Source organism: Paenibacillus sp. FSL R5-0341 (assembly GCF_037975235.1).
Classification (GTDB): domain Bacteria; phylum Bacillota; class Bacilli; order Paenibacillales; family Paenibacillaceae; genus Paenibacillus; species Paenibacillus amylolyticus_A.
The window spans coordinates 3,116,000-3,137,666 of the sequence record NZ_CP150241.1 but is presented as its reverse complement, the minus strand read 5'-3'; the positions used below and the strand labels follow the sequence as shown (position 1 = coordinate 3,137,666).

The following is a 21,667-nucleotide window of genomic DNA, read 5'->3' as shown; positions in this document are numbered from 1 at the left end:
TCTTGTCTTTTTTTGTATTGTCTACTTGACAGGGTTATGACCATATTAGCGGCTTTTCATGTATATACCAATACGATTTACATACAGGAATACACGACATTACGTAAGCGTCGTTGAACGTACGGCTCCTGACTGTTCAGCAGGTGCTGTGCATACATGACCGTAAGTTCTGAATCCGGATCAATAATGGCCATACAACCAGCAGCGCCGCTCCACCCAAATTCACCAAGGGGACTAAGTGAGCCACTGCCTGCTTTGGAGATATGTGTCCGGACACCTAGTCCATAGCCGTATCCATACATATGATCCCAGGAATAATCACCGCGGGTCATCTCGTTTAGGTGATCTGTTCGCATCAGTTCCACTGAAGCTTGAGACAAAATCCGTACGCCTTCTGGACTTATACCACGACCAGTAAGCGCGTTCAGAAAACGTGCATAATCGCTAACGGTGGATAGCAACCCTGCACCGCCGCTCTCTAGCTCAGTACCCACACGGAATCCATTGCCATCCATTCGTACAGCTTTCTCAAGCTCATCATTGTACGCATACTGCGGAATCAGGCGCGACTGCTGCTCATCGTTCAGATTAAACGCCGTATCCTTCATGCCAAGTGGTCCAGTGATTTCATCCCGCAGATACGTACCAAACCGTTTGCCACTTACCACTTCCACCAATGCTCCGAGCACATCATGACACATGCTGTAGTTCCAGTGTGTCCCTGGTTCAAACAGCAATGGTTCTTTCGCAAGCGCTTTCGCGAAGTCACGTGTCGGCAATGTTCCGTTGGTTCTTTTGACTGCTTCCTGAATGCTGGGGTTACCAACATCATAGGAGAAGCCGGCAGTCATGGTAAACAAATCACGTACTGTAATGGCTCTTGTCGCCTTTTCCAGTCGGATCTCTCCGTTTGCCATCGTTTTCTTAACTGTCATCTCAGCATACTCTGGCAGATAATCGGACAACGGATCGCTTAACAGCATTTCCCCTCTCTCCACCAGTTGCAAGCCTGCAACGCAGGTCATGATTTTGGTCATGGAGTATAGATTGAAGATCGCTCCATCGCCGATCGGCGTTTTCTCCTCCAGATTAGCGAAGCCATTGCGGTAATGGAAAACGGTATCATTTCGATGCATCACCAGCACTTCTGCCCACGGAATACGCCAGGATGTCATGCGGTCAATAAATGAAGCAAGCGGTTTAAAGTCCATGTTTCCCCGTCCTTTTATGTATAATTGTATATCATTTTGCGGTGTGGTCCATGTTCACTGCTACAATCCACATATTAATAATATACGACCTTTTACATATATTGACCACCACCTATATTGCTTCAATGATCGTAATCAGGGATAACCGGTTAACTACAGTTCTCTTGACGACGAATCCGTAAACTGGCTTAACGGCGTAAAATATCTGAATCAATGCGGTATGTCTGTTGAACATATTAAAGTGCCACAGAGACACAGGTCAATAACTCTTCTACTGGAGTACGAGGACGAGGCTTGGGAATCTTATCCTGATCAAAGTACCCCAGATGAAGTGTGCCAACAATTCTCTCTCCTGGTCTCACAGCGGTCTTGGAGTAGAAATCAGGATCGAAATTATATTCATTTGTCTTCCACACAACGCCGATACCCTGCTCCCATGCCAGAATTTGTAAATTCTGAATAAGCGCAGCACTTGCGCCAACAGCATCTTCCCACACCCGTTGTCTAGGATCAGCCTCGATCACAACAAGGAGATGAGCTTGGATGGACTCACAATAGTCTTTTTGCAACTTCTCTCCCCAGCGCTCTTGCTCATCCTTGGAGAACGTATGCAGTACGGCATCAGCGAATTGCTTCCGACCTTCTTCCACAAATAAAATGAAGCGCCAAGGCTCTTTACGGGAATGCACGGGTGCCCACACGGCAGCTTCGAGCAAGTGTATGATCGTTTCTTTCGCCAGCGGTTTGCCATTGAACTGACGAATAGTTCTTCGTTCACGAATGAGCTTCTCCACGAAGGACGTTTCCATATGTGTTAATCCTCCTGTCTCGTTTGCTTATTTATTGGGTAAGGAAGTTTACCGCTTCGTCAATAATCTTGGTCTGTCCGATAGGTCCTCCGGGGCCTTGGAACCACAAGCCGTATTCAACGATGTAGACATTGTTATTTTTAACAGCATTCAGGCTCTTCCACACTGCTGTTTTTTGCAATTCTGTCGTTTCATTCTCATCTGATGACAACAGGAAAATATGATCCGGATTAATCGATGGTAACGACTCCATGGAGATTACTTTCATTGAATCCGTCGGGTCAGGTATGGATGCAGGAGGTGTCAAGCCGAGATCGTCGTACAGAACTTCATAGTTTCTTTTACTGTAATAACGCACTTCTTTATCGGATAAACGCAGGAACATTACGGTTTCGTCTCCGATGGATTGCTTGATTTTCTCGCGGGCTTCTGCAGCCTTCTTCTCGTATTCTTCAATGACTTGTTTGGCCTGATCCGTCTTCCCTAACATATCTCCCATATGTAACAGGCTGGTTTTCATACGAATAATACCTTGCTCGTCCTGCAGCTTCTCTGCCAGCAAGGTAGGCGCAATTTTGCTGAGGCTGTCATAGGCATCACTCATGAAATCCTGACCGATGATCAGGTCTGGCTCTGCCGCCAATATGCTTTCGTAGTTGGGATCAACCTGCCAGCCTAGATTTTCTTTTCCTTGTAGTTGATCGGACAGGTAGGTAGGAAACTGATCACTTCCCTCCTCATTACTGGATGCTGCCTGGAGTACAATACCGAGTGCTAACAAATAGTCCGTTGCAGCCGGGAACAACGAAATAATATGCTGAGGATCACCTTTGATGACCGTTTCTCCCCAAGGATGTTTAACAACACGTTCCTGTACTGCTGATTCGGTGGATTGCGCGACTTCTGTGGTTGGAGCATTGTTACCGTTTGTTCCATTACTGCTTGTTGCTGAATTGCCCTGAGAAGGGGACTGACAATGGACAATTCTGATTCTCGGATAGCATTATTCTGACCGGTTGGCAGAGCGATACATTTTTGTTTGAAACGACCTGGTGAAAGGCCAACATGCTTTTTAAATAATCGATTAAAATAGATCACATCCGGAATGCCGATTGCCTCGGCAATCTTCTGAAGAGATGCATCTGTGTGTAACAGCAGCTCCTTGGCTTTGTACATCCGTATCCGAGTTAAATAGGTAATCAGACTGCTACCTGTCTCTTTCTTGAACGTTCTCGACAGATGCCCTGCACTGCAATCCAGAATTTCTGCGAGCGGATCGACCATAATGGGCAACATGTAGTTCTCATGAAGATAACGAACGGCTTGAGCTACCAGATCGGGTTTGGCAGTATCAATCCCTTGTGTACTTAACTGCCTCATTAATTCATTAATGAATTGATAAAATAACGTCTTTACCTGAAATTTCGAGAACGCATCCGTCCGTTCCCAATGTTGCTCTATTCTTTGGACTTTATCATATAAGTCAATGGGATAGCTTGGGGCAAAAGCATATTGCACATGAAACGGGACATGTTACCTGAGCAGAGCTTGATTCTCACGAGTATTGGTTAACGACAAATTAGCCCGATAAAACATCAAATAAAACTCGAATGAATCCTCGTTCAGGGAGATATTCATCCATACCCCCTTGCCTCCATGTAAGACTTGCATCTGATCGATCGCGTACATCGTGTCATCCAGCGTAATCGTTGCATTACCGCGAACTGTATAGATAAACCCGCTAATTGGAAATCGATAGGCATGGATGGGTTCGCCAGCACGCACGACGACGTGACGCACATCCCATATTTTAATTGAGGCCAGATTCCATAACTTCACATGCTCTTCTACGTGCATCTCTTCCTTCACCTTCCACAACCCATTAAGTTAGCAAAAAATCAGCAAAATCAGCGGATATTTTCACTTTTCTCCATTCTATCGATAATCATTCTCAACTACAACATATATCTTCCTATTCGATAACATGCTACGCAAGAAAAAGCCGATCCATGAAAAAGGATCGGCTTACGTTCTACCTTTTTAAACTTCGCCGCGTCTGTTCTCAACCGATTTCATACGGTTTTGGTCATCTGGTACCCGGTCAACACTGAACTCTTGACCAGCTTCAACCTCACCATGACCGGAAATATTTCGGGAAAAATTAGTGAACTGTCTTTTTTGTTCATCCAGTTCGTGTTTTTGTTTCAAAAGCTCTTGCGGGTCCTGCTTTGTCACTATGCAAACCTCCCATTTATTAAGTCATGCAATGATTCGTACTACAGAAGTTTTCCATAAGAGAGCTATGCTTATGCATTAACACCAGGAACCTTACATAATATATGCTCAAGCACTGTATCTGATCGTGTAATATATAAGAGCCACTACATGTTAGATGGGTTTGTTAGAAACTATGAACGTGGATTACAAATATGAATTTGAATCAGGATTTGTCAGACATCGGCAATGTTTATGCTGTGCCTTTGTTTATTGAAGGAGTTGACAGCAGTTTCAGTACCATTTTCAGTGAGAAATATTAGCTGGAGCAACCGGAAATAGCTTTGAGGGTTCTCATAAATAATATATCTAATACAAAAAAACGCGCTAAGAGATCCTCTCAGCGCGTTTTTATAGTTACTAATACGTGATTAGTGAATATCTTTCTTTTTGAAATTGCCGCCTCTTACCTCAGCTACATCGTATACGACGACAAAGGCAGTCGGATCAATTTCATGAATGATATCTTTAATCTTACTCTCTTCCATCCGGTTAATGACACAAGTGATTTCCTTGAATTGTTCATTCGAGTAGCCACCGTATGCCTCAGTGTACGTTGCACCACGACCTAGACGGTCACGAATGGTTTCAACCATGATCTCAGGTTGATTCGTAATAATTTTAAACGTTTTGGAGCCGCTCAATCCCTCTTCAACAATATGTATTACTTTAGAAGCAATAAAATACGCAAGTCCTGACAAGATCGCTCCTTGCAAACCGAATACGGTTGAAACGACAATAAAGACAAACATGTTGAGGAACAGGATGAGATCACTGGTTCCAAAAGGTACTTTTCGCGAAAGGAGTACAGCCAGCATATCTATGCCATCCAATGCACCACCATTACGCAATGCAAGTCCCATACCGAAACCGATGATAATCCCGCCGACAACCGTAACGAGCAAGGTATCGCCTTCAATGATGGTTGGTACATGGTGCATCAGACTGGTGCTGATTGCCAGTGAAGCAATACCAATGATCGAATATAACGCGAAGCTTTTACCGATTTGCTTGTACCCGAGCCACACAAATGGAATGTTAATAATCCCGATGAGCATCCCCAGTGGTAATCCGAACAACTGTGATCCTACGATACTCAGACCTGTGACACCACCATCTGAGACATTATTCGGGATCAATATGGCTTCCAGGCCATATGCCGTTATAAATCCCCCAATGATAATCAATAATACTTTGGAGAGGATCTTTAACTTGTTTGACTTTTGTTTTCTGTTTTGATGCATTCCATTTCCCCCTTGATGAACAACCGATAAAAAACAGTCTATAATAAAAATCACTGTTTTGGCAATAGATCGTCATTTGTGTGTGTTACTTCATTGTCCGATGAGCGTTCGATACGCCGAAATTTTATGCTCAAGCATCTCATCAGCTGTATTAAGGATGTGCATCTGTTTTTGGATCGACTCTTTATGCTCCTCCAGCAGCTTCAAACGATCTGCTGCCGTATGCTCCCCTTCCTGAAACAAGGATGCATACTTCTTAATAATCGCAATGGGCATTTGAGTCTCTTTTAATTTGATCACAAATTGTAGCCATTTCAGGTGTGACTCGTTGTACCGTCTGTCTCCACTGGCATCTCGGAGAGGAATCACAATCTGTTCCTTCTCATAATAACGCAACGTATGCGCACTAATATGAAGCAATTCTGCCACTTCACCAATGGTATGCATGGTTAACCTCCCCTCCATTTTCCCGCTTGACTTAGAGTAAGCTCTAATCAGTATAATCAACTCGTGGTCATATCACAATAAATATGAAATCAGATCCAGGAGGAGTTTCCATGAAATACACAGTGATTACCGGTGCCAGTTCAGGCATTGGATATGAAGCGGCTTTAGCTTTTGCAGCTCGTGGCAAAAATATGATTCTGGCAGCTCGCAGAACCGATGAATTGGACAAATTAAAAGCAAAAGTAGCTGAAATTAATCCTGATCTGGATGTTGTCATTCGTACAGTGGATCTGTCCATTGCCGCTAATGTGCATGAATTCTATGAAGGTCTTCAGGCTTATTCCATTGAGACATGGATTAACAACGCAGGATTCGGGAATTTTGCTTCCGTTGGCGAACAACATCTACCCAAGATTGAACAGATGCTTCATCTTAATATAGAAGCTCTTACGATTCTTTCTTCCCTGTATGTACGTGATTATGCAGATGTAGATGGCACACAGATTATTAATATCTCCTCTGGTGGAGGATATACGATTGTGGCCGATGCTGTAACCTACTGCGCAACCAAGTTTTATGTAAGTGCCTTTACCGAAGGACTTGCGCAAGAGTTAAAAGGCAAGAATGCAGCAATGCAGGCCAAAGTGCTCGCTCCGGCTGCAACCGAGACGGAATTCGCGAAACATTCCTTTAATGTAGACGAGTTTGAATATGAAGGCAGAGTTCCGAAGTTCCATACGGCAGAACAAATGGCTGGATTTTTACTTGAATTGTATGACAGCGAGAGCGTGGTCGGCATTGTGGATGGGTTAACATATGACTTTGAACTAAGAGAACCAATTTTTCCGTACGCTGCACGAGCAGCCTCGAAACCACAAAATTAACCCGAAAACTGAAGTCGAAACTAAGTCGGCTCAATACCGGTAAACATTCACCTAACCTCACTGATAAACATTATTAAATCTAATCGTTAAACTTCAGTTAACGTTAATAAGGGAACCTGTCTCCAGGTTCCCTTTTTTGTATTTATTTTCAATTCTATATTAATACTTACTATATAATGAAGTATTATGCCAGCCTCATTTTGAAATCCTGATATCCGAATTCGCGAACAACTTCGCAATCGCCATCTTTTCGTTTGACTGCAATCGCTGGAAGCGGCATGCCGTTGAACGTATTGGTTTTCACCATGGAGTAAATCGCCATGTCTTCGAATACCAGACGGTCGCCTTCTTGCAAAGGCTGATCGAATGAATAATCCCCAATTACGTCACCAGATAGACAGGTTTGTCCACCTAGGCGATACAGATGAGCCTTCTCGCCCACTTCTCCCGAACCGATCAGCGGCGGGCGATATGGCATTTCCAACACATCCGGCATATGACACGTAGCTGAAGTATCCAGAATAGCGATGTCCATACCGTTTTTATGGAAGTCCAGCACAGAGGTCACCAGATAACCCGCGTTCAGCGCAACAGCTTCTCCCGGCTCCAGATATACTTCCAGGCCATAGTCGTTCTGCATACGCTTGATGCAAGCTTCCAACCTTGGAATATCATAATCTTCACGTGTGATGTGGTGTCCACCACCGAAGTTGATCCATTCCATTTGTGGCAACCATTGTCCGAATTTCTCAACCACTGCATTCAGCGTAGTCTCCAGATCGTCGGAGTTTTGCTGACACAGCGTGTGGAAGTGCAGTCCAGAGACGCCTTCCAACAGGTCTGCATCGAAATCCTCCAGTTTCGCGCCAAAACGCGAACCCGGAGAACACGGATCGTAGATCTCGTGTCCTTCTTGGGTAGAGCATTCAGGGTTGACGCGCAAGCCGACCTTACGGCCAGCTTGAAGCGCCTTATCCTTGAATTTTGCAAGCTGTGAAAATGAGTTGAAAATAATGTGGTCGCAGATGGAGAGAATCTCGTCGATTTCTTCTGCGCGGTATGCTGGAGCAAAGACATGATTCTCTTTGCCCATTTCCTCATGGCCCAGACGCGCTTCATACAAACCACTCGCCGTTGCACCGCTCAGGTATTCACCAATCAGCGGATACATCGCAGTCATGGAGAATGCTTTTTGAGCTAGCACGATTTTGGCACCTGTACGCTGCATAACACCGTTCAGGATTTTCAGATTTTTCTCGATAAGCGCCTCGTCAACAACAAAACATGGTGTCGGTAATTGCTCGAACCGCATTTTAACGAACAAGCTCCGATTCTTTAACTTCTTCTGGCAGCTCATCCACGAGTACCGGGTTGAAGTCTTCTACCCATGGGAGGCCCCATTTGTTCAACTCTTCCATGAATGGATCTGGGTTGAACTCTTCTACATTGTATACGCCTGGTTTGTTCCATTTGCCTGTCATAACCATTGCTGCACCGATCATAGCTGGAACGCCTGTTGTGTACGAGATCGCTTGGGAACCCACTTCTTTGTAGCACTCTTGGTGATCACAGATATTGTAAACATAATAAGTTTTGTCTTGGCCATCTTTTTTGCCTTTGAAAATACAACCGATGTTTGTTTTACCCACAGTGCGTGGTCCAAGGGATGCTGGATCCGGCAGTACTGCTTTCAGGAATTGCAGTGGGATAATTTGTTTGCCTTCATATTCAATAGGCTCGATTGAAGTCATGCCTACATTTTCAAGAGCTTTCAAGTGAGTCAGGTAGCTTTGACCAAATGTCATGAAGAAACGGATACGTTTCAGACCTGGCATGTTTTTTGCCAAAGATTCCAGTTCTTCATGGTACAACAGGTACATGTCTTTCTCGCCAACTTCTTTGAAGTCATAGACACGTTTGATTTCCATCGGTTTTGTTTCGATCCATTCACCATTCTCCCAGTATCTTCCGTTCGCAGATACTTCGCGAATGTTGATCTCAGGGTTGAAGTTGGTTGCGAACGGGTAGCCGTGGTCGCCGCCATTGCAGTCCAGAATGTCGATGTACTCAATTTCGTCAAAGTAGTGCTTCAGGGCATAAGCGGAGAATACGCCAGTCACGCCTGGGTCAAATCCACTTCCGAGCAATGCAGTGATTCCTGCTTGTTCAAAACGCTCTTTGTAATCCCATTGCCAGCTGTATTCGAACTTCGCTGTATCATGTGGCTCATAGTTCGCTGTGTCCATGTAATTTGTTTTAGTTGCAAGACAAGCATCCATGATTGTCAGATCTTGATACGGCAAAGCCAGGTTCATAACGATATCCGGTTTAACTTCGTTGATCAGAGCAATCAATTCGTCAACATTATCAGCATCTACTTGTGCTGTTGTAATTTTTGTTTTTCCGCCGTCCAGCTTGGCTTTGAGCTCATCACATTTGGATTTTGTACGACTCGCGATGCAGATTTCCTCAAAAACTTCGCTGTTTTGAACGCATTTGTGTACTGCCACGGAAGCAACGCCGCCGGCGCCGATGATTAGTGCTTTTCCCATTTTACATTCTCCTATCCCAATATGTATTTTTTTAAATTGGTTTAATACGCTGACAACAACAAGACAACAAAAAAAGCAAGGTGAAAAATGCCCGCAATCGCGCATCATCACACTTGCTTATCGATATACATCATAAAAAAGACGTGAAGTCTCCATGACCAAAAAAGTTCACAAGAACTCCTTTGGCGGAAAGCTCCTTCATGTATATCAATATTGGATCAGAGTCTATATAGCAAATAATTCGCCTTTACCACTCTTATTGACCGTTTCACAAGTTGATGTGCAATTGCACTGGTTGTAAAGTAACCAACTTATAAAATTTGAGCTTTGAACTCAATCAATAAAGCAACGTAAGTTGCCAATCGGCGTTTGACCCGGCTGTCCGTATGGCCTTAACTTCCTGATGAAAGTGGTCAAAAATTATCTGCTGGAAAGCTCTAATTCATATTGATAAATCAACTTCCCAAAATCACAGGTCTTACACTATCAGACGTTGAAAAAAAAATCAAGCAATTATCAAAAAATAATTTTTTGACCGAATTACAACTAGGAATGAAATTGATATCCTTCGAAGACTTTTAAGCCTTCTGTGTTAAGTAATTCCCCTGTTACTTCTGGCTTTTGAGGACTTTTGTCGAATACTTCTTCACACGCGATCATGATGTTGCCACCAGCAATTTCAGCTAATTGATCATGGGATACACTATACACCAGCCTCCCCAGATTCGACCAAACCATAGCACCCGAACACATCACACACGGTTCACAACTCGTATAAAGAGTGTATTCGCTTAGATCAAACACATGATGTTCGGAACAATACTTTCGGATAAGACCAATTTCTGCATGATGTGTAGGGTCACAAAAAGTGTTAATTTTATTTTCCCCAATCATAACGACCTCTCCGTTTTTCACCAGAATGGCTCCGAATGGTTCGTTTCCTTCTTTGCGAGCTTGCAGAGCAATTTCAATGGCTTTATGCATGAAAAGTTCATCTTTATTCATAAGGTTTACCTCCATAACAAAAATTATGTACTCGACTTTATCTTTTACATTAAGCATGTTCACTCCATTGAAATGCTTCTTGTTCATACCATTCTATCATCATTACAAATAAAGAGTATGACGAAAATTCGTCATACCCCAGTGAATTACACTAAGTTAATCTATTAAAATTTCACAGGCAATGCTGCCAAGCCCTGTGATGACAAAGCGGAGTGCCAATGAATCTCTTCCTGAGGAACGCTGAGTTGAATATCCGGTAGCCGACGTAAAAGAGTAGTAAATGCCACGTCCCCTTCCACACGAGCAAGTGGAGCACCGAGACACATATGGATGCCGTGTCCAAAGGCCAAATGCCGTTTTATTTTGCGTTCGATATCCAACTCTTCGGGGTCAGTGAACTGCTGCTCGTCCCGATTCGCTGATTTCAGAAGGGGAATCACGACATCTCCCTTTTGAATCAATTGTCCATCCAGCTCCGTGTCCTGCGTTGCATAACGAGGACCTGAAGAAGTGGCGGGTCCGTTATATCGCAGCAACTCCTCCACCGCAGAAGGAACCAGATTCAGATCTTGTTTCAGTTGTTCCAGTTGTTCGGGATGGGTCAGAAGAAGATATGAGCCGGTTGCAATCAGATTGGAAGTCGTCTCATGTCCAGCAAATATCAATAACGTGATCATGGATATTAATTCATCTTCATTCAGTCGATCTCCCTCCTCCTCAATCGCAATTAATTGACTAATGAGGTCATCTGAAGGTTCTACTCGTTTATTCGCCACAAGCTGTGAGGTGTACTCTGCGAATGATCGCAAGTGTTGTGCTACGGCAGGGTCCTGTTTACCAAAACCAAGACCTTTCGCAATAGCTTCAGACCATACATGGATCTGAGGTCGGTCTTCCAGAGGTATACCTAGCATCTCAGAAATAACGTTGATTGGGAAAGGATAGGCATAATCTTTTACAAGATCCATCTCTCCTTTTCCTTCAAATTGGTCAATTAATTCATCGGCAATCTCCTGGACGCGTGGACGTAGGCTTTCCATATACCTAGGCGTGAACGCTTTGGAAACCAGGCTACGGAGTCTTCGGTGATCCGGTTCATCAACAAAGAGCATCGACTTTCCGGTAAAAAAGGTCTGGGGTTCGGATGAGCCAAGCTCGCCTGAGAGATTCTTTCGAATATCATTGCCACTATCAATAGAGTTCATGTCTACCGTAAATCGAGAATGATCTTTCAACACTTCCATGGCAACGTCCATCCGAGTTACAATCCAGGTTTGCCCTGCTCCACCCATCGGATTAGGGATCGGGACAACGGATCCTTTGGAACGCATCTGTGCAAATATAGCAAATGGATCTTTACTATTTTCTTCGCTAAATAAATTAAACTCTGTTTTTTCTGATGTCTGGTTATTCGAATGATTCATAATAATCTTCCTTTCGAAGTGAAGTTATTTCAAATCTATGGAAATATATGTTCATTTCGATTATATACCACTCGTATATTTAATTTCAAATTTCATAGATATAACTACACTAAACAACTGTTATACCAATACTTTATTAATATACGATTAGTATAATCATTATATTTGCAAGCACAAAAAACATAAAAAAGAGGTCGGCTTTTGGGCCAACCCCCATATTAATGACGTTGTTTCACCAGTTCCAAAAACCACCAGCAAGCTTCGGTCAATCTATTGGCTTCTGCGTGAAAAGTATTGGATTTGTACTCTTTGTGGAATGCTTGAAGTACAACTTCAATTACAGGAATATTTAAATCCTCTTTGTCCTGTAAAAGCGCCAAAAGCCCTTTCGAAATTTGCTTCAATGGTGCAGATTCCTTGGATTTTTGAACACGCTTATTGAACTCTTCCAATTCCTCCAGCAGAGTATCGATATCCATCCCCATGTCACGGTTACGCTCGTCCGCATTCAGGAAATAGAGAGACTGAAAGTCGAAAATATGTTCATTTCTCTGGTGCATTGTTCTTAGTATCACTTCAATGTACGTTAATACTTTGGGAACCACTTCGCTCCATACCGGTTTTGGCGTATTTAGACTTCTCGAAGTGTTGGCAATCTGGTGTAATATGCCATAGCACAATATTGCACCTTCGTTGGCATACAAGCTGATGTCCTTCCCGTACACCTGAATCAAGCGTGTAGACAGCCAATTTAGCTGAACTGTAGCTAGTTTCGCTGAGTTGATCTCCCCGGAATAAAAACCAGTCCAATATAATTCCCATACTCGCTCTTTATTAGGTACGGACATAGGAATAGCAATCTGATCTACGAGCAAGTCATAATCCGATGTATAGTGATTTTGCTCAAGCTCTTTACGAATGAAAACATCCTCTTGCATACGCTGATCAATAATCGAATATAAACAGTCTTCTTTCGAACTGAAGAATTTGTAGAATGTGCCTTTGGATACACCCGATTGATCCAAGATCATCTGAATTGTTGTATTTGCATAGCTATGCTCTAAAAATAGTGCAAGTGCTGTTTCCAATAAACTTTGTTTACGACTACTCATGTCCCGTCATCGCCCCAGGTTTTTCTCTGATTTTAACATTCATTCCTTTGGAGTTGAAGCTTTGATTCGAAGTATGCCTGTCACACCAAAATAATTGCACAATGAGTAAATTTGCACATTGGGCAAATTGTTGTTATGATAATCCTCACAACGTGCATGCTAAGTATGTATGCTCTTCATTATTATAATTACACCATAGTCATTGGTGCTGGAGGTGAACGCATAAGCGGAGAATAATGACCAAAAGAAACTTGCGACATTTGAAAAAAGAAGCAACTGAAAGGGCGCTTGCTGTTGCTGCATTTGAACTTACCCTTGAACATGGCCTTGATGGCTTTACGGTGGAAGATATCGTACATCAGGTGGGTTGTTCACGTAGAACATTTGCAAACTACTTCACATGTAAAGAAGAAGCCGTAGCAAGAGGCGCAACATCCGTTCAGAATACAACGGAACTCGAAGCTTTACTTACCGAAATGCCCGAAAATGTCTCCTTGCTTGACGTACTGTATGACCTGATCAAAATGCAGCTTACAACAGAACTAATAGGAAGACTACATCAGCTACTATCGCTATCCCAGACCTATCCCGTGCTTGAACCGCATTACCTTGGAGCCATGCACCGCATGCAGACGCAGGCACAAGAAACCTTATTAGACTTATCTAACGGAAAGCACGACGAGATTTATACTTATCTTCTAATTAATGCAATGTACGGCACCATACTGCCATTAATTGATGGAAGACTCAATGTGTTGCTGCCCGGACAAACCATTACTGAAGATACCAAGCCCGGTGCTGTAACGTTCGATCAATTTTTAGAAACCATGTTTGGTCACTTGCGAACAGGATTCGAACAAGCTAACCATCCACATTCATCTTAGAGGGAGTGTAAAATAGAGAAATGTCTACATTATTATATCGAGTGGGGAAAACCGCTTTTAGCAAACCTGCAACCTTCATTATTGGCTGGGTTTTAATTCTGGGAATTGTCATCTCCATGATCAGCATCAATGGTATTCACATCAGTTCTGAAATGAAGATTGAAGGTACAGAGTCGCAGAAGGTTCTGGATCAATTGGCAAAAGAACTACCAGCCGCCTCTGGCGGTCAAGGAAGCGTTGTGTTCAAAGCACCGGACAACGAGCGTTTGGATACGCCTGAACGTTTGGCGGCCATGATGAAAGGTGTTAATGAAGTTTACGGATTAGACAAAGTCATTAACCCTGCGGACTACGCAGCTGAAGCGGGTAATTCAGGTGCTACAGCTGAGATGGCTCAGAATACTCAGGCTACTGATTCGGCGCAAGCCGCAACAACCACACCTCCTCCCTATGGACCTTTAATGGTGGATGGTGTTCCTGTACCTGGCATGCTGATCTCTTCGGACGGCAGTATCGCACTGTTCCAGTTCCAATTTACAATCGAACAGTCTGCCATCACGCAAGATGTATTTGATTCCGTGATTCAGTCCGTTATGACAGTAGAGCAAGGAACCCATATTACGGTGCTGCCGGGCGAAACGCTCAAAGCGGTATCAATTGGGGTCGGCTCGGCTGAGATTGTTGGACTGGTCATTGCTGTGATTGTATTGCTGATCACCCTTGGCTCCGTCGTTGCAGCAGGTCTGCCTCTGATCACAGCACTCCTCGGTGTTGCCATTGGAGTTGGTGGTGCGTTCTCGATCTCCAAATTCATTGAAATGCCTAGTGTCACTTCCGTTCTGGCTCTTATGGTTGGGTTGGCTGTCGGAATCGACTATGCGCTCTTCATTGTCAATCGCCAGCGTCGAATGATTATTGATCAAGGCTTAAGCGCAAAAGAAGCAACGGCAAGAGCCATTGGCACATCAGGCAGCGCGGTATTTTTTGCCGGATTAACGGTTATTATCGCACTGTGCGGTATGCTTGTCATCGGTCTCACCTTCTTGTCTACGATGGCTTTGGTCGCAGCTGCCACCGTGCTCATCAACGTATTCGTTGCTTTAACCCTGTTGCCGGCTTTGCTGGGATTGGTAGGAGAACGCATCTGTTCCGCCAAAGCTCGTGAGAAAAGCACGAAACATCCTAAAGCCACTAGCCACGGAGTTGCGGACAGATGGGTGAAATTCGTTATCAAGAATCGTTGGGCTACCATTATCGCCATCATCGTCATTCTTGGTTTTGCGGCGACACCGATCGCCAAAATGGAAATGGGTATCCCTGGCGCTTCTTCAGCGAATCTCGATACAGACGCAAGACAGAGTTATGATGCCATCTCGGAAGGCTTCGGAGAAGGATTCAACGGACCACTTATTCTGGTCGCAGAGCCTAATCAATCTTCCACCAAAGTCACGCCGGAACTCTTGGGCGGTCTGGTAATGGAGCTTCAAGGTCAAAACAACGTTGCACAGGTTACACCGCTTGGGATGACAGAAGATTTGGCGATCTTTAGTCTCATTCCAAAAACAGGTCCTAACGATGCGCTAACTAAAACACTGGTCAATGATCTGCGCTCGGCTGATTCTGGTATCGCACAGAACTATGATGTGAAACTCGGAGTTACTGGACTTACAGCTGTTAACATCGATATGTCAGCCAAACTGGCGCAGGTGTTCCCTATTTATGTAGGCATTATCATCCTGCTATCACTGATCATCCTGTTACTCGTATTCCGTTCGATCATCGTTCCCATCAAAGCAACAATTGGCTTCCTGCTTAGTATCCTGGCTACATTCGGAATCACGACTGCTGTATTCCAATGGGGCTGGCTGCATTCGCTCTTTGGTTTCGATACCGGCGGCCCGCTGCTGAGCTTTATGCCGATCATCGTGACAGGTATCCTGTACGGCCTCGCGATGGACTATCAGGTCTTCCTCGTTAGCTCCATGCGCGAGTCATATGTTCATGGTCAACGCGGAACCGAATCCGTCGTTCATGGGTACAACCAGGTTAGTCGCGTGGTTGTTGCCGCAGCGGTGATCATGGTCTCTGTATTCGCAGGATTCATCTTCACCGATGATGTCATGATCAAGCAGATTGGTTTCACCTTGGCGGTAGGCATTCTGATTGATGCTTTCATCATCCGTATGGGCTTGGTCCCTGCCATCATGGCTATTTTTGGAGACAAAGCTTGGGCACTTCCGAAATGGCTGGATCGCATCCTGCCGAACCTGGATGTTGAAGGCGAGAAGCTGATTGCTTCCCTTCATGCTGAAGAGCATGCCAACACCAAGTCTGGATTAAAATAATACTGCCTATACAATGGTGATATCGCGACTACAATCACGTCTACTCTCACCATTAAAAAGACCTCCTCTGTTTTTTATAAACAGGAGGTCTTTTTTCTGTTCCTAATCTTTCTTATGCGGTTATGTCTTCAATATGGATCGTATAGCGTGGGGATTTAGCAGCATTAACAAACGCCGCAAATAACTTCTGACTATAGTCATCTACTTTATAGCTATACTCTGGATGCCACTGCACGGCCAAAACAAACGAGCGGCCTGCCATGACTACCGACTCAACGAGTCCATCTTCAGCGACTGCCACGGCAGTTAATTTATCCGATAACTTCTTGATTCCCTGATGGTGATAGCTGTTCACTTGTAGCGTATCGGTTTGCAAGATATCATGAAGCAAATTATTTTGCTCTATATGTACATCATGTACAAGATTCGAGTAAGGCGGACTTTGCTTGTGAGTAACGATCTTGTTCACATGAAGTTGAAGGCTGGTTGGAATGTCTTGATACAACGTTCCACCCAATATAACGTTAAATAGCTGCAGTCCACGGCAGATGCCAAAGGCAGGCTTATCAAGCTCAATCACTTTTTGTAACAGGTTCGACTCCATAATATCGCGTTCAATACACAACTCCCCACAGGCAATCTCTGCATACTCATGATATAGCTCAGGATTGAGATCATGTCCCCCCGTGAACAGGAACCCATCGAACTCATCAGCCAGAGTTGCTATGATCTCGATATCTGTTGTCAAAGGCAGCATAATTGGAATCCCACCAGCTTCCTCTATGGCGTTCATATAGTTCGGAAGCATCCAGTAACTTTTTTTGTCTGTATCGTACAAAGGCAGAACACCGATCATCGGCTTTTTCATGGGTTCCCCTCCTATCTTTTCATTCATTTTATCAGATCTCTTCATATACAAATTCACTGAATTATTGCATTTTCCTACCTTTATAATCTACGAACCGGTATCATCCGGAGTGCTGGAAAAATAAAAACAAACAAAGCCGCTAGAACAGCGACTTTGTTTGTCGTTCAAATCTCACATATATACATTCATCCCATTAGTCTAAAAATCATCTCATCTAAGCTGCTTTTACAATGGTTGCTTCATCTGAATTCAATTGGATGGAACGCTGGCATATTTGTGTAATGACAAAAGCAAGCAACGCAAGCATCACAGCCACTGGAGGCACCCACTGCACACCACCCATGTTGACGGCAATCCCGCCGACACCAGAGCCAAGCGCTATACCCACGTTGGCTGCTACAGGCAGGAGTGTAGATGCGAATGCTTTGGACCCCGGCGCGATCGTTCCAGACACATCAAACAAATATAACTGGGATGCCGCGCTCATCGAGGATGACACACATCCAATCAGGAACAGGAATGCCAAGCCCATCCACACATTAGAAACGGTAAAACTCATGCCCAGGAACAGGATGGCTTGGATGACGAAAAGTCGCTTGAGCTTGGGTAGGAAGTCACCCTTGGCTATTTTGGCACCAATCCAGTTACTCAGGATGCTACAGGCGCCATAGATCAGGAGTATGGCACTAATCCATTGTACAGGGACACCCATTGTCTCACTAAGGAGTGGCGTAATGTACGTAAAAACGACGAAAATACAGCTGTTTCCCAGTACCGGGATCAGACAGGCCAGCAATATCCGTGGTTTTAAAAAGAGAGACATCTGATCACTGAACGAACCTGCAATCGTTGTTGTTTGGCGTGGCAGAATACGGAACATGAACACCAGCGGCAAAACACCTATGCATGCCGTAACGACGAATGTCATGGACCAGCTCAGATGTTGTCCGATAAATGTACCGAGCGGAACACCTAGCACATTCGCAATAGAAAATCCGCCCAAAATCCAGGCGATGGCTTCCCCTCTTCGCTCCCGGTTCACTGCGTCGCTTACGATCGAGATCGAAAGCGATATCGTAAGTCCACAAGCAACGGCCGAAACGATGCGAATGGCCATTAGAGAATAGAACGTTGTTGAGAACACGGTCAACAGATTTAATGCTAATACGATCCCGAATCCAATCAATATGGAACTTCGTCTAGATATTTTAGCCAAGAAGGCCACGGCAAATGGTGTACCCACTGCGTATGCAATCGCAAAACCGGAGACAAGCATTCCCGCGGCAGCAAGTGATACTTTCATATAACTTTCAATTTCCTTCAACACACCCACGATAACATACTCGGTTGTTCCCAATACAAAGCTGACAAGCGTAAGCGTTAAAATAAGTAGGTTCTCTCTATTTCTAGTCATAAATCAATACTCACTAATCCTTTCTATTGTTGCAAGCGCTTCAATTCTGTCTACCATCATTAATTCATGTATTTTCTGCTTTCCCATCCCTCCACTTTCGATATATAGTACATTTTGATAGTGAAATTGTACTGTCAGATATGCCATGACGACAATCAAGGTTGTTGTGGTTTTGTTGCAAAACATTATGTATGTTGTCATTTCAGCACAGATTATCATTAAAGATTCTGAAGGGAAGACATAGATGAATACACACCACGAATCCGGCCAACTGGATGCAAATCGAGATTGCACCATTATTTATGTAGGAAAGCTGGCCGACAATCCGCATTGGAGCTTTCCGACGCATAAGCATGACGACCTGCACGAGATTATCTACGTAACTGAAGGCAAAGGATTGTTCACCATCGACGGTACCAAGCACTGGGCTCAAAAAGGCGACATGCTCATTTATAACAAGGGTACTCTTCACGAGGAGAAGTCCAATCCTGAATTCCCGTTATCCACCTTTTATTGTGGGTTTCGTTTTACAGAAGGTACCCACAAGGATTGGGTCATCCCTCCCTCTAACGAGCCGATCATTCGAGCCAACCGATATTCCGATGAGCTTCATTCGTTAATGCAGACTCTCTTCAATGAATTTTCAATCCGGGAACATGGATACGAGTCTATTTCTGGGCATGTGTTGAAAGCTATCCTTATGATCATCGATCGGCTGTCCCGTCAGCAGCTTCCTGATGGAGAGAGTGTCCGGAGTAACACCCTTGTTGAGAGCATTAAGGACTATTTGGATACCCACTATCGGCAAAGCATTAAACTGAAGGAATTGGCAGATCAATTTCACATCGATTTTTATTACTTAATTCATATGTATAAAAATCACTATGGCACCTCGCCTTATCACTACCTGATTCAACGAAGAATGGGTGAAGCCACCCGATTATTAGTCTCAACCAACAAAAAAGTATGGGAAATTGCCAAACTGGTTGGTTACGATAACCCCAATTACTTTACGATTCTATTTACCAAAACAGTTGGTGAATCCCCGCGAAGTTTTCGAAAAAAGAATCAAAAGGATATGTTCGGGGATGAGGCATCACATTCATACTAATCTTACTAATCTCTCTAAGCGCAAAAAGGCGCTCCAATTTGGGGAGCGCCTTGGCTATTCACTTTACCTTACACACATACATACATACTACTCTTTAAAGCTTAAACCGGCGAACCAATTCTTGCATGTTCTCAGCTGTTTTGGATAACTGTGCAGATGATGCCGATATCTCCTCCATCGCCGCCATTTGCTCTTGGGCTGCTGCTGAAGTCGTCTGAGCACTGTCAGCCGACACTTTAGAGATATGACTCATCGCGGCAACGGTAGCCGAGACTTCTTCCGTACTGGCTGACAACTGTTCTGAGACAGCGGAAATATCCTGAATTTGATCAACGATATGCGTTGTATATTGTTCAATGTTGGATATGGTTGCAGAAGCTTCTTGGCTGATCCGCATTCCCTCACCAACTTGATTACGAACTTTATCATTCATGAGGGATGTCGATTTCGCAATCAGATCGAGCATTTTGCCAATCGTAGCGCCAATTTCATCCGCACTTTGTTTGGATTGCATGGATAACGTACGTACCTCACCTGCAACGACAGCAAAACCTTTTCCGTGTTCTCCTGCTCGTGATGCTTCAATAGAAGCATTCAGTGACAGAAGATTGGTTTGCCGAGAGATATCCGCAATTGCTTCATTCATTCGATTGGCTTCGGCCGAAAGACTGGACAGCTCGTTAATCAATGCCGAGGTTTCTTCAACAGCTACGAGAATATGTTCCATTTGTGTTCCGACCTGGTTTATCGTTTTTCCACCATTAGCGACAGCGCGCTCTGTCTCTTCAGCCGAATCCACAATCGCACTCGCAGATTCTGCGATTGTACTGATACCTCTGGCCATCTCTTCGACTGCATTCGCTGTCTGTTCCGAATTTTCCGCCCCAACAATAGCTGATTCGGCAGTCTGTTGCATGGTTTCAGCTACATGTTGAACCGATTGGGTCGTTTGTTCAGTACTCTCCTGAATCATTTGGGAAGAGTGGCTTAACAACGATGATGTCTGATGAAGTTCAGCAACTACCGATTGAAGAGAACTGGTCATTTGGTCAAAATCATTTGCCAATATACCAAATTCGTTTTCGGTTTTAAGATTCACTCGTTCAGACAGATTCCCTTCGCTTACACTGCGAGTTGCCTTTCTCAGTTTTTGCATAGGTACGATAAAAGATCGCAAAATGAAGAAAATAATTACAACGGCAATCAATACAGAGATAGCAATGACGGTTAGACTCGATACCATAATAGGCTTCGCAGCAGCAATAAAGTCTTCATGGCCCATCAGAGCAATGACATTCCAACCTGTCAAGGCATTAACACCGTTATACACTTCAAGATCATACGCCAGATCCGTTCTGACAAATTGGGAAAACGCCATCGGTTCTTCGGAACTGGAAGCCGTATTCGGATGAACTGGAATTCCCTCAATGAGTGCTCCGCCGAGCTCTCCTCCCCCACCTTTTACAATGGCACCGGACCAAGCCGCAATCGTCCGATTGGAGTCCACCACAATCAGACTCCCATTGCCTCCTACATCCACATTCGATATTTCATTTGCTAATCGCTCCAGATCAAGTTTAATACTTGCCACACCTCGATCATCTGACAGAGCTTTTGAGATCTCTACATAAATCTTCCCGGATCCGGAATCCTTCATAATACTTGAAAAATAGAGTGATCCATTGTTACTTTCCCCATTGGCATACCATTCTGTGCTGCGTGGATCATATGTTGCATCTTCTATTGTTGGAGATGATATAACATCACCTTGGTCGTTGCCCACAGTTATGGCCAGAATATCAGGATATGTATCAGATAATTGGTCGATTCCTACTTGTACCCTTTCGTTGTTCGCCTGACTGAGGGTGGAGCCATACATGCTATCGATATAATTCAATAATGCTGCTTTTTCCCCCACCAGATTGTTAATGTGCTGCCCTGTCATGGTTAAAATGGTATTGATGGGATCTGTCATTTTTTGTTGTACCTGATCTTTGGCACTATTATACGAAAAGTATCCGATAAGTGCAGTCGGGATAATAAGTACCGCAAGGAAAGCTGCAATGAGTCTGGTGCTCATCAA

General features: G+C 44.0%; 20 protein-coding genes. 4 read left to right on the top strand and 16 right to left on the bottom strand.

From position 1 onward, the window contains the following. Positions 1 to 77: 77 nt before the first annotated feature. The 8 genes from MKX75_RS14075 to MKX75_RS14040 all read right to left on the bottom strand — a co-directional run bounded on the left by MKX75_RS14075 (position 78) and on the right by MKX75_RS14040 (position 5,985). On the bottom strand, positions 78 to 1,211 hold the full coding sequence (locus MKX75_RS14075) for a serine hydrolase domain-containing protein (protein ID WP_076331126.1): 1,134 nt from the start codon (positions 1,209 to 1,211) through the stop codon (positions 78 to 80). A 236-nt stretch (positions 1,212 to 1,447) separates the two neighbouring features. Beyond that, positions 1,448 to 2,020 carry a nitroreductase gene (locus tag MKX75_RS14070; RefSeq protein WP_339170114.1) on the bottom strand — a complete coding sequence of 191 codons (573 nt, stop codon included), beginning with the start codon at positions 2,018 to 2,020 and terminating at the stop codon, positions 1,448 to 1,450. A gap of 31 nt (positions 2,021 to 2,051) precedes the next feature. Further along, entirely contained in the window at positions 2,052 to 2,825 is a 774-nt protein-coding gene (locus MKX75_RS14065) for an iron-siderophore ABC transporter substrate-binding protein (RefSeq protein WP_339170111.1), read from the bottom strand. After that, the gene (locus tag MKX75_RS14060; protein ID WP_339170109.1) at positions 2,795 to 3,400 is read right to left on the bottom strand and encodes an AraC family transcriptional regulator; all 606 of its coding nucleotides are present in this window, start codon (positions 3,398 to 3,400) and stop codon (positions 2,795 to 2,797) included. The genes MKX75_RS14065 and MKX75_RS14060 overlap by 31 nt, the downstream gene beginning before the upstream one ends. 153 nt (positions 3,401 to 3,553) lie before the next feature. After that, positions 3,554 to 3,877, bottom strand: a complete 324-nt coding sequence (locus MKX75_RS14055) for a hypothetical protein (RefSeq protein ID WP_339170107.1) — start codon at positions 3,875 to 3,877, stop codon at positions 3,554 to 3,556. Between the two features lie 183 nt (positions 3,878 to 4,060). Further along, entirely contained in the window at positions 4,061 to 4,255 is a 195-nt protein-coding gene (locus MKX75_RS14050; protein WP_017688524.1) for a hypothetical protein, read from the bottom strand. 410 nt (positions 4,256 to 4,665) lie between these two features. Then, entirely contained in the window at positions 4,666 to 5,538 is an 873-nt protein-coding gene (locus tag MKX75_RS14045) for a YitT family protein (RefSeq protein ID WP_036670902.1), read from the bottom strand. A 90-nt stretch (positions 5,539 to 5,628) separates the two neighbouring features. Continuing rightward, on the bottom strand, positions 5,629 to 5,985 hold the full coding sequence (locus tag MKX75_RS14040; protein WP_062834377.1) for a MerR family transcriptional regulator: 357 nt from the start codon (positions 5,983 to 5,985) through the stop codon (positions 5,629 to 5,631). A gap of 110 nt (positions 5,986 to 6,095) precedes the next feature. On the opposite strand from MKX75_RS14040, the gene MKX75_RS14035 reads away from it, so the two are divergent. Further along, on the top strand, positions 6,096 to 6,869 hold the full coding sequence (locus MKX75_RS14035; RefSeq protein ID WP_062834376.1) for an SDR family NAD(P)-dependent oxidoreductase: 774 nt from the start codon (positions 6,096 to 6,098) through the stop codon (positions 6,867 to 6,869). A gap of 184 nt (positions 6,870 to 7,053) precedes the next feature. Here the strand turns inward: MKX75_RS14035 and nspC are convergent, their stop codons facing one another. The 5 genes from nspC to MKX75_RS14010 form a co-directional block, all read right to left on the bottom strand. After that, the gene (gene nspC / locus MKX75_RS14030; protein ID WP_062834375.1) at positions 7,054 to 8,181 is read right to left on the bottom strand and encodes a carboxynorspermidine decarboxylase; all 1,128 of its coding nucleotides are present in this window, start codon (positions 8,179 to 8,181) and stop codon (positions 7,054 to 7,056) included. Position 8,182: 1 nt separating this feature from the next. Next, entirely contained in the window at positions 8,183 to 9,421 is a 1,239-nt protein-coding gene (locus tag MKX75_RS14025) for a saccharopine dehydrogenase family protein (RefSeq protein WP_017688530.1), read from the bottom strand. Positions 9,422 to 9,967: 546 nt separating this feature from the next. Beyond that, positions 9,968 to 10,426, bottom strand: coding sequence for a nucleoside deaminase (locus MKX75_RS14020; RefSeq protein WP_076331121.1), 459 nt, complete (start codon positions 10,424 to 10,426; stop codon positions 9,968 to 9,970). Between the two features lie 164 nt (positions 10,427 to 10,590). After that, complete coding sequence (locus MKX75_RS14015) at positions 10,591 to 11,850, bottom strand: cytochrome P450 (RefSeq protein ID WP_339170105.1); 1,260 nt, start codon at positions 11,848 to 11,850, stop codon at positions 10,591 to 10,593. Positions 11,851 to 12,068: 218 nt separating this feature from the next. Beyond that, positions 12,069 to 12,962 carry a TetR/AcrR family transcriptional regulator gene (locus tag MKX75_RS14010; protein ID WP_076331119.1) on the bottom strand — a complete coding sequence of 298 codons (894 nt, stop codon included), beginning with the start codon at positions 12,960 to 12,962 and terminating at the stop codon, positions 12,069 to 12,071. A gap of 236 nt (positions 12,963 to 13,198) precedes the next feature. On the opposite strand from MKX75_RS14010, the gene MKX75_RS14005 reads away from it, so the two are divergent. Beyond that, positions 13,199 to 13,846: a TetR/AcrR family transcriptional regulator gene (locus tag MKX75_RS14005; RefSeq protein ID WP_062834371.1), complete on the top strand. Its 648-nt coding sequence runs from the start codon at positions 13,199 to 13,201 to the stop codon at positions 13,844 to 13,846. A 20-nt stretch (positions 13,847 to 13,866) separates the two neighbouring features. Beyond that, complete coding sequence (locus MKX75_RS14000; protein ID WP_339170103.1) at positions 13,867 to 16,191, top strand: MMPL family transporter; 2,325 nt, start codon at positions 13,867 to 13,869, stop codon at positions 16,189 to 16,191. 112 nt (positions 16,192 to 16,303) lie between these two features. Here the strand turns inward: MKX75_RS14000 and MKX75_RS13995 are convergent, their stop codons facing one another. After that, the gene (locus tag MKX75_RS13995; protein WP_339170100.1) at positions 16,304 to 17,059 is read right to left on the bottom strand and encodes a gamma-glutamyl-gamma-aminobutyrate hydrolase family protein; all 756 of its coding nucleotides are present in this window, start codon (positions 17,057 to 17,059) and stop codon (positions 16,304 to 16,306) included. Between the two features lie 214 nt (positions 17,060 to 17,273). Next, entirely contained in the window at positions 17,274 to 18,473 is a 1,200-nt protein-coding gene (locus MKX75_RS13990) for an MFS transporter (RefSeq protein ID WP_339170099.1), read from the bottom strand. Between the two features lie 244 nt (positions 18,474 to 18,717). Here MKX75_RS13990 and MKX75_RS13985 point away from each other — a divergent pair, with 244 nt between their 5' ends. Beyond that, positions 18,718 to 19,584: an AraC family transcriptional regulator gene (locus tag MKX75_RS13985; RefSeq protein ID WP_339170097.1), complete on the top strand. Its 867-nt coding sequence runs from the start codon at positions 18,718 to 18,720 to the stop codon at positions 19,582 to 19,584. 94 nt (positions 19,585 to 19,678) lie between these two features. Here MKX75_RS13985 and MKX75_RS13980 read toward each other — a convergent pair whose 3' ends face one another. Next, positions 19,679 to 21,664 (bottom strand): methyl-accepting chemotaxis protein, encoded by a 1,986-nt coding sequence (locus MKX75_RS13980; protein WP_339170471.1) that lies wholly within the window; start codon positions 21,662 to 21,664, stop codon positions 19,679 to 19,681. Positions 21,665 to 21,667 lie beyond the last annotated feature (3 nt).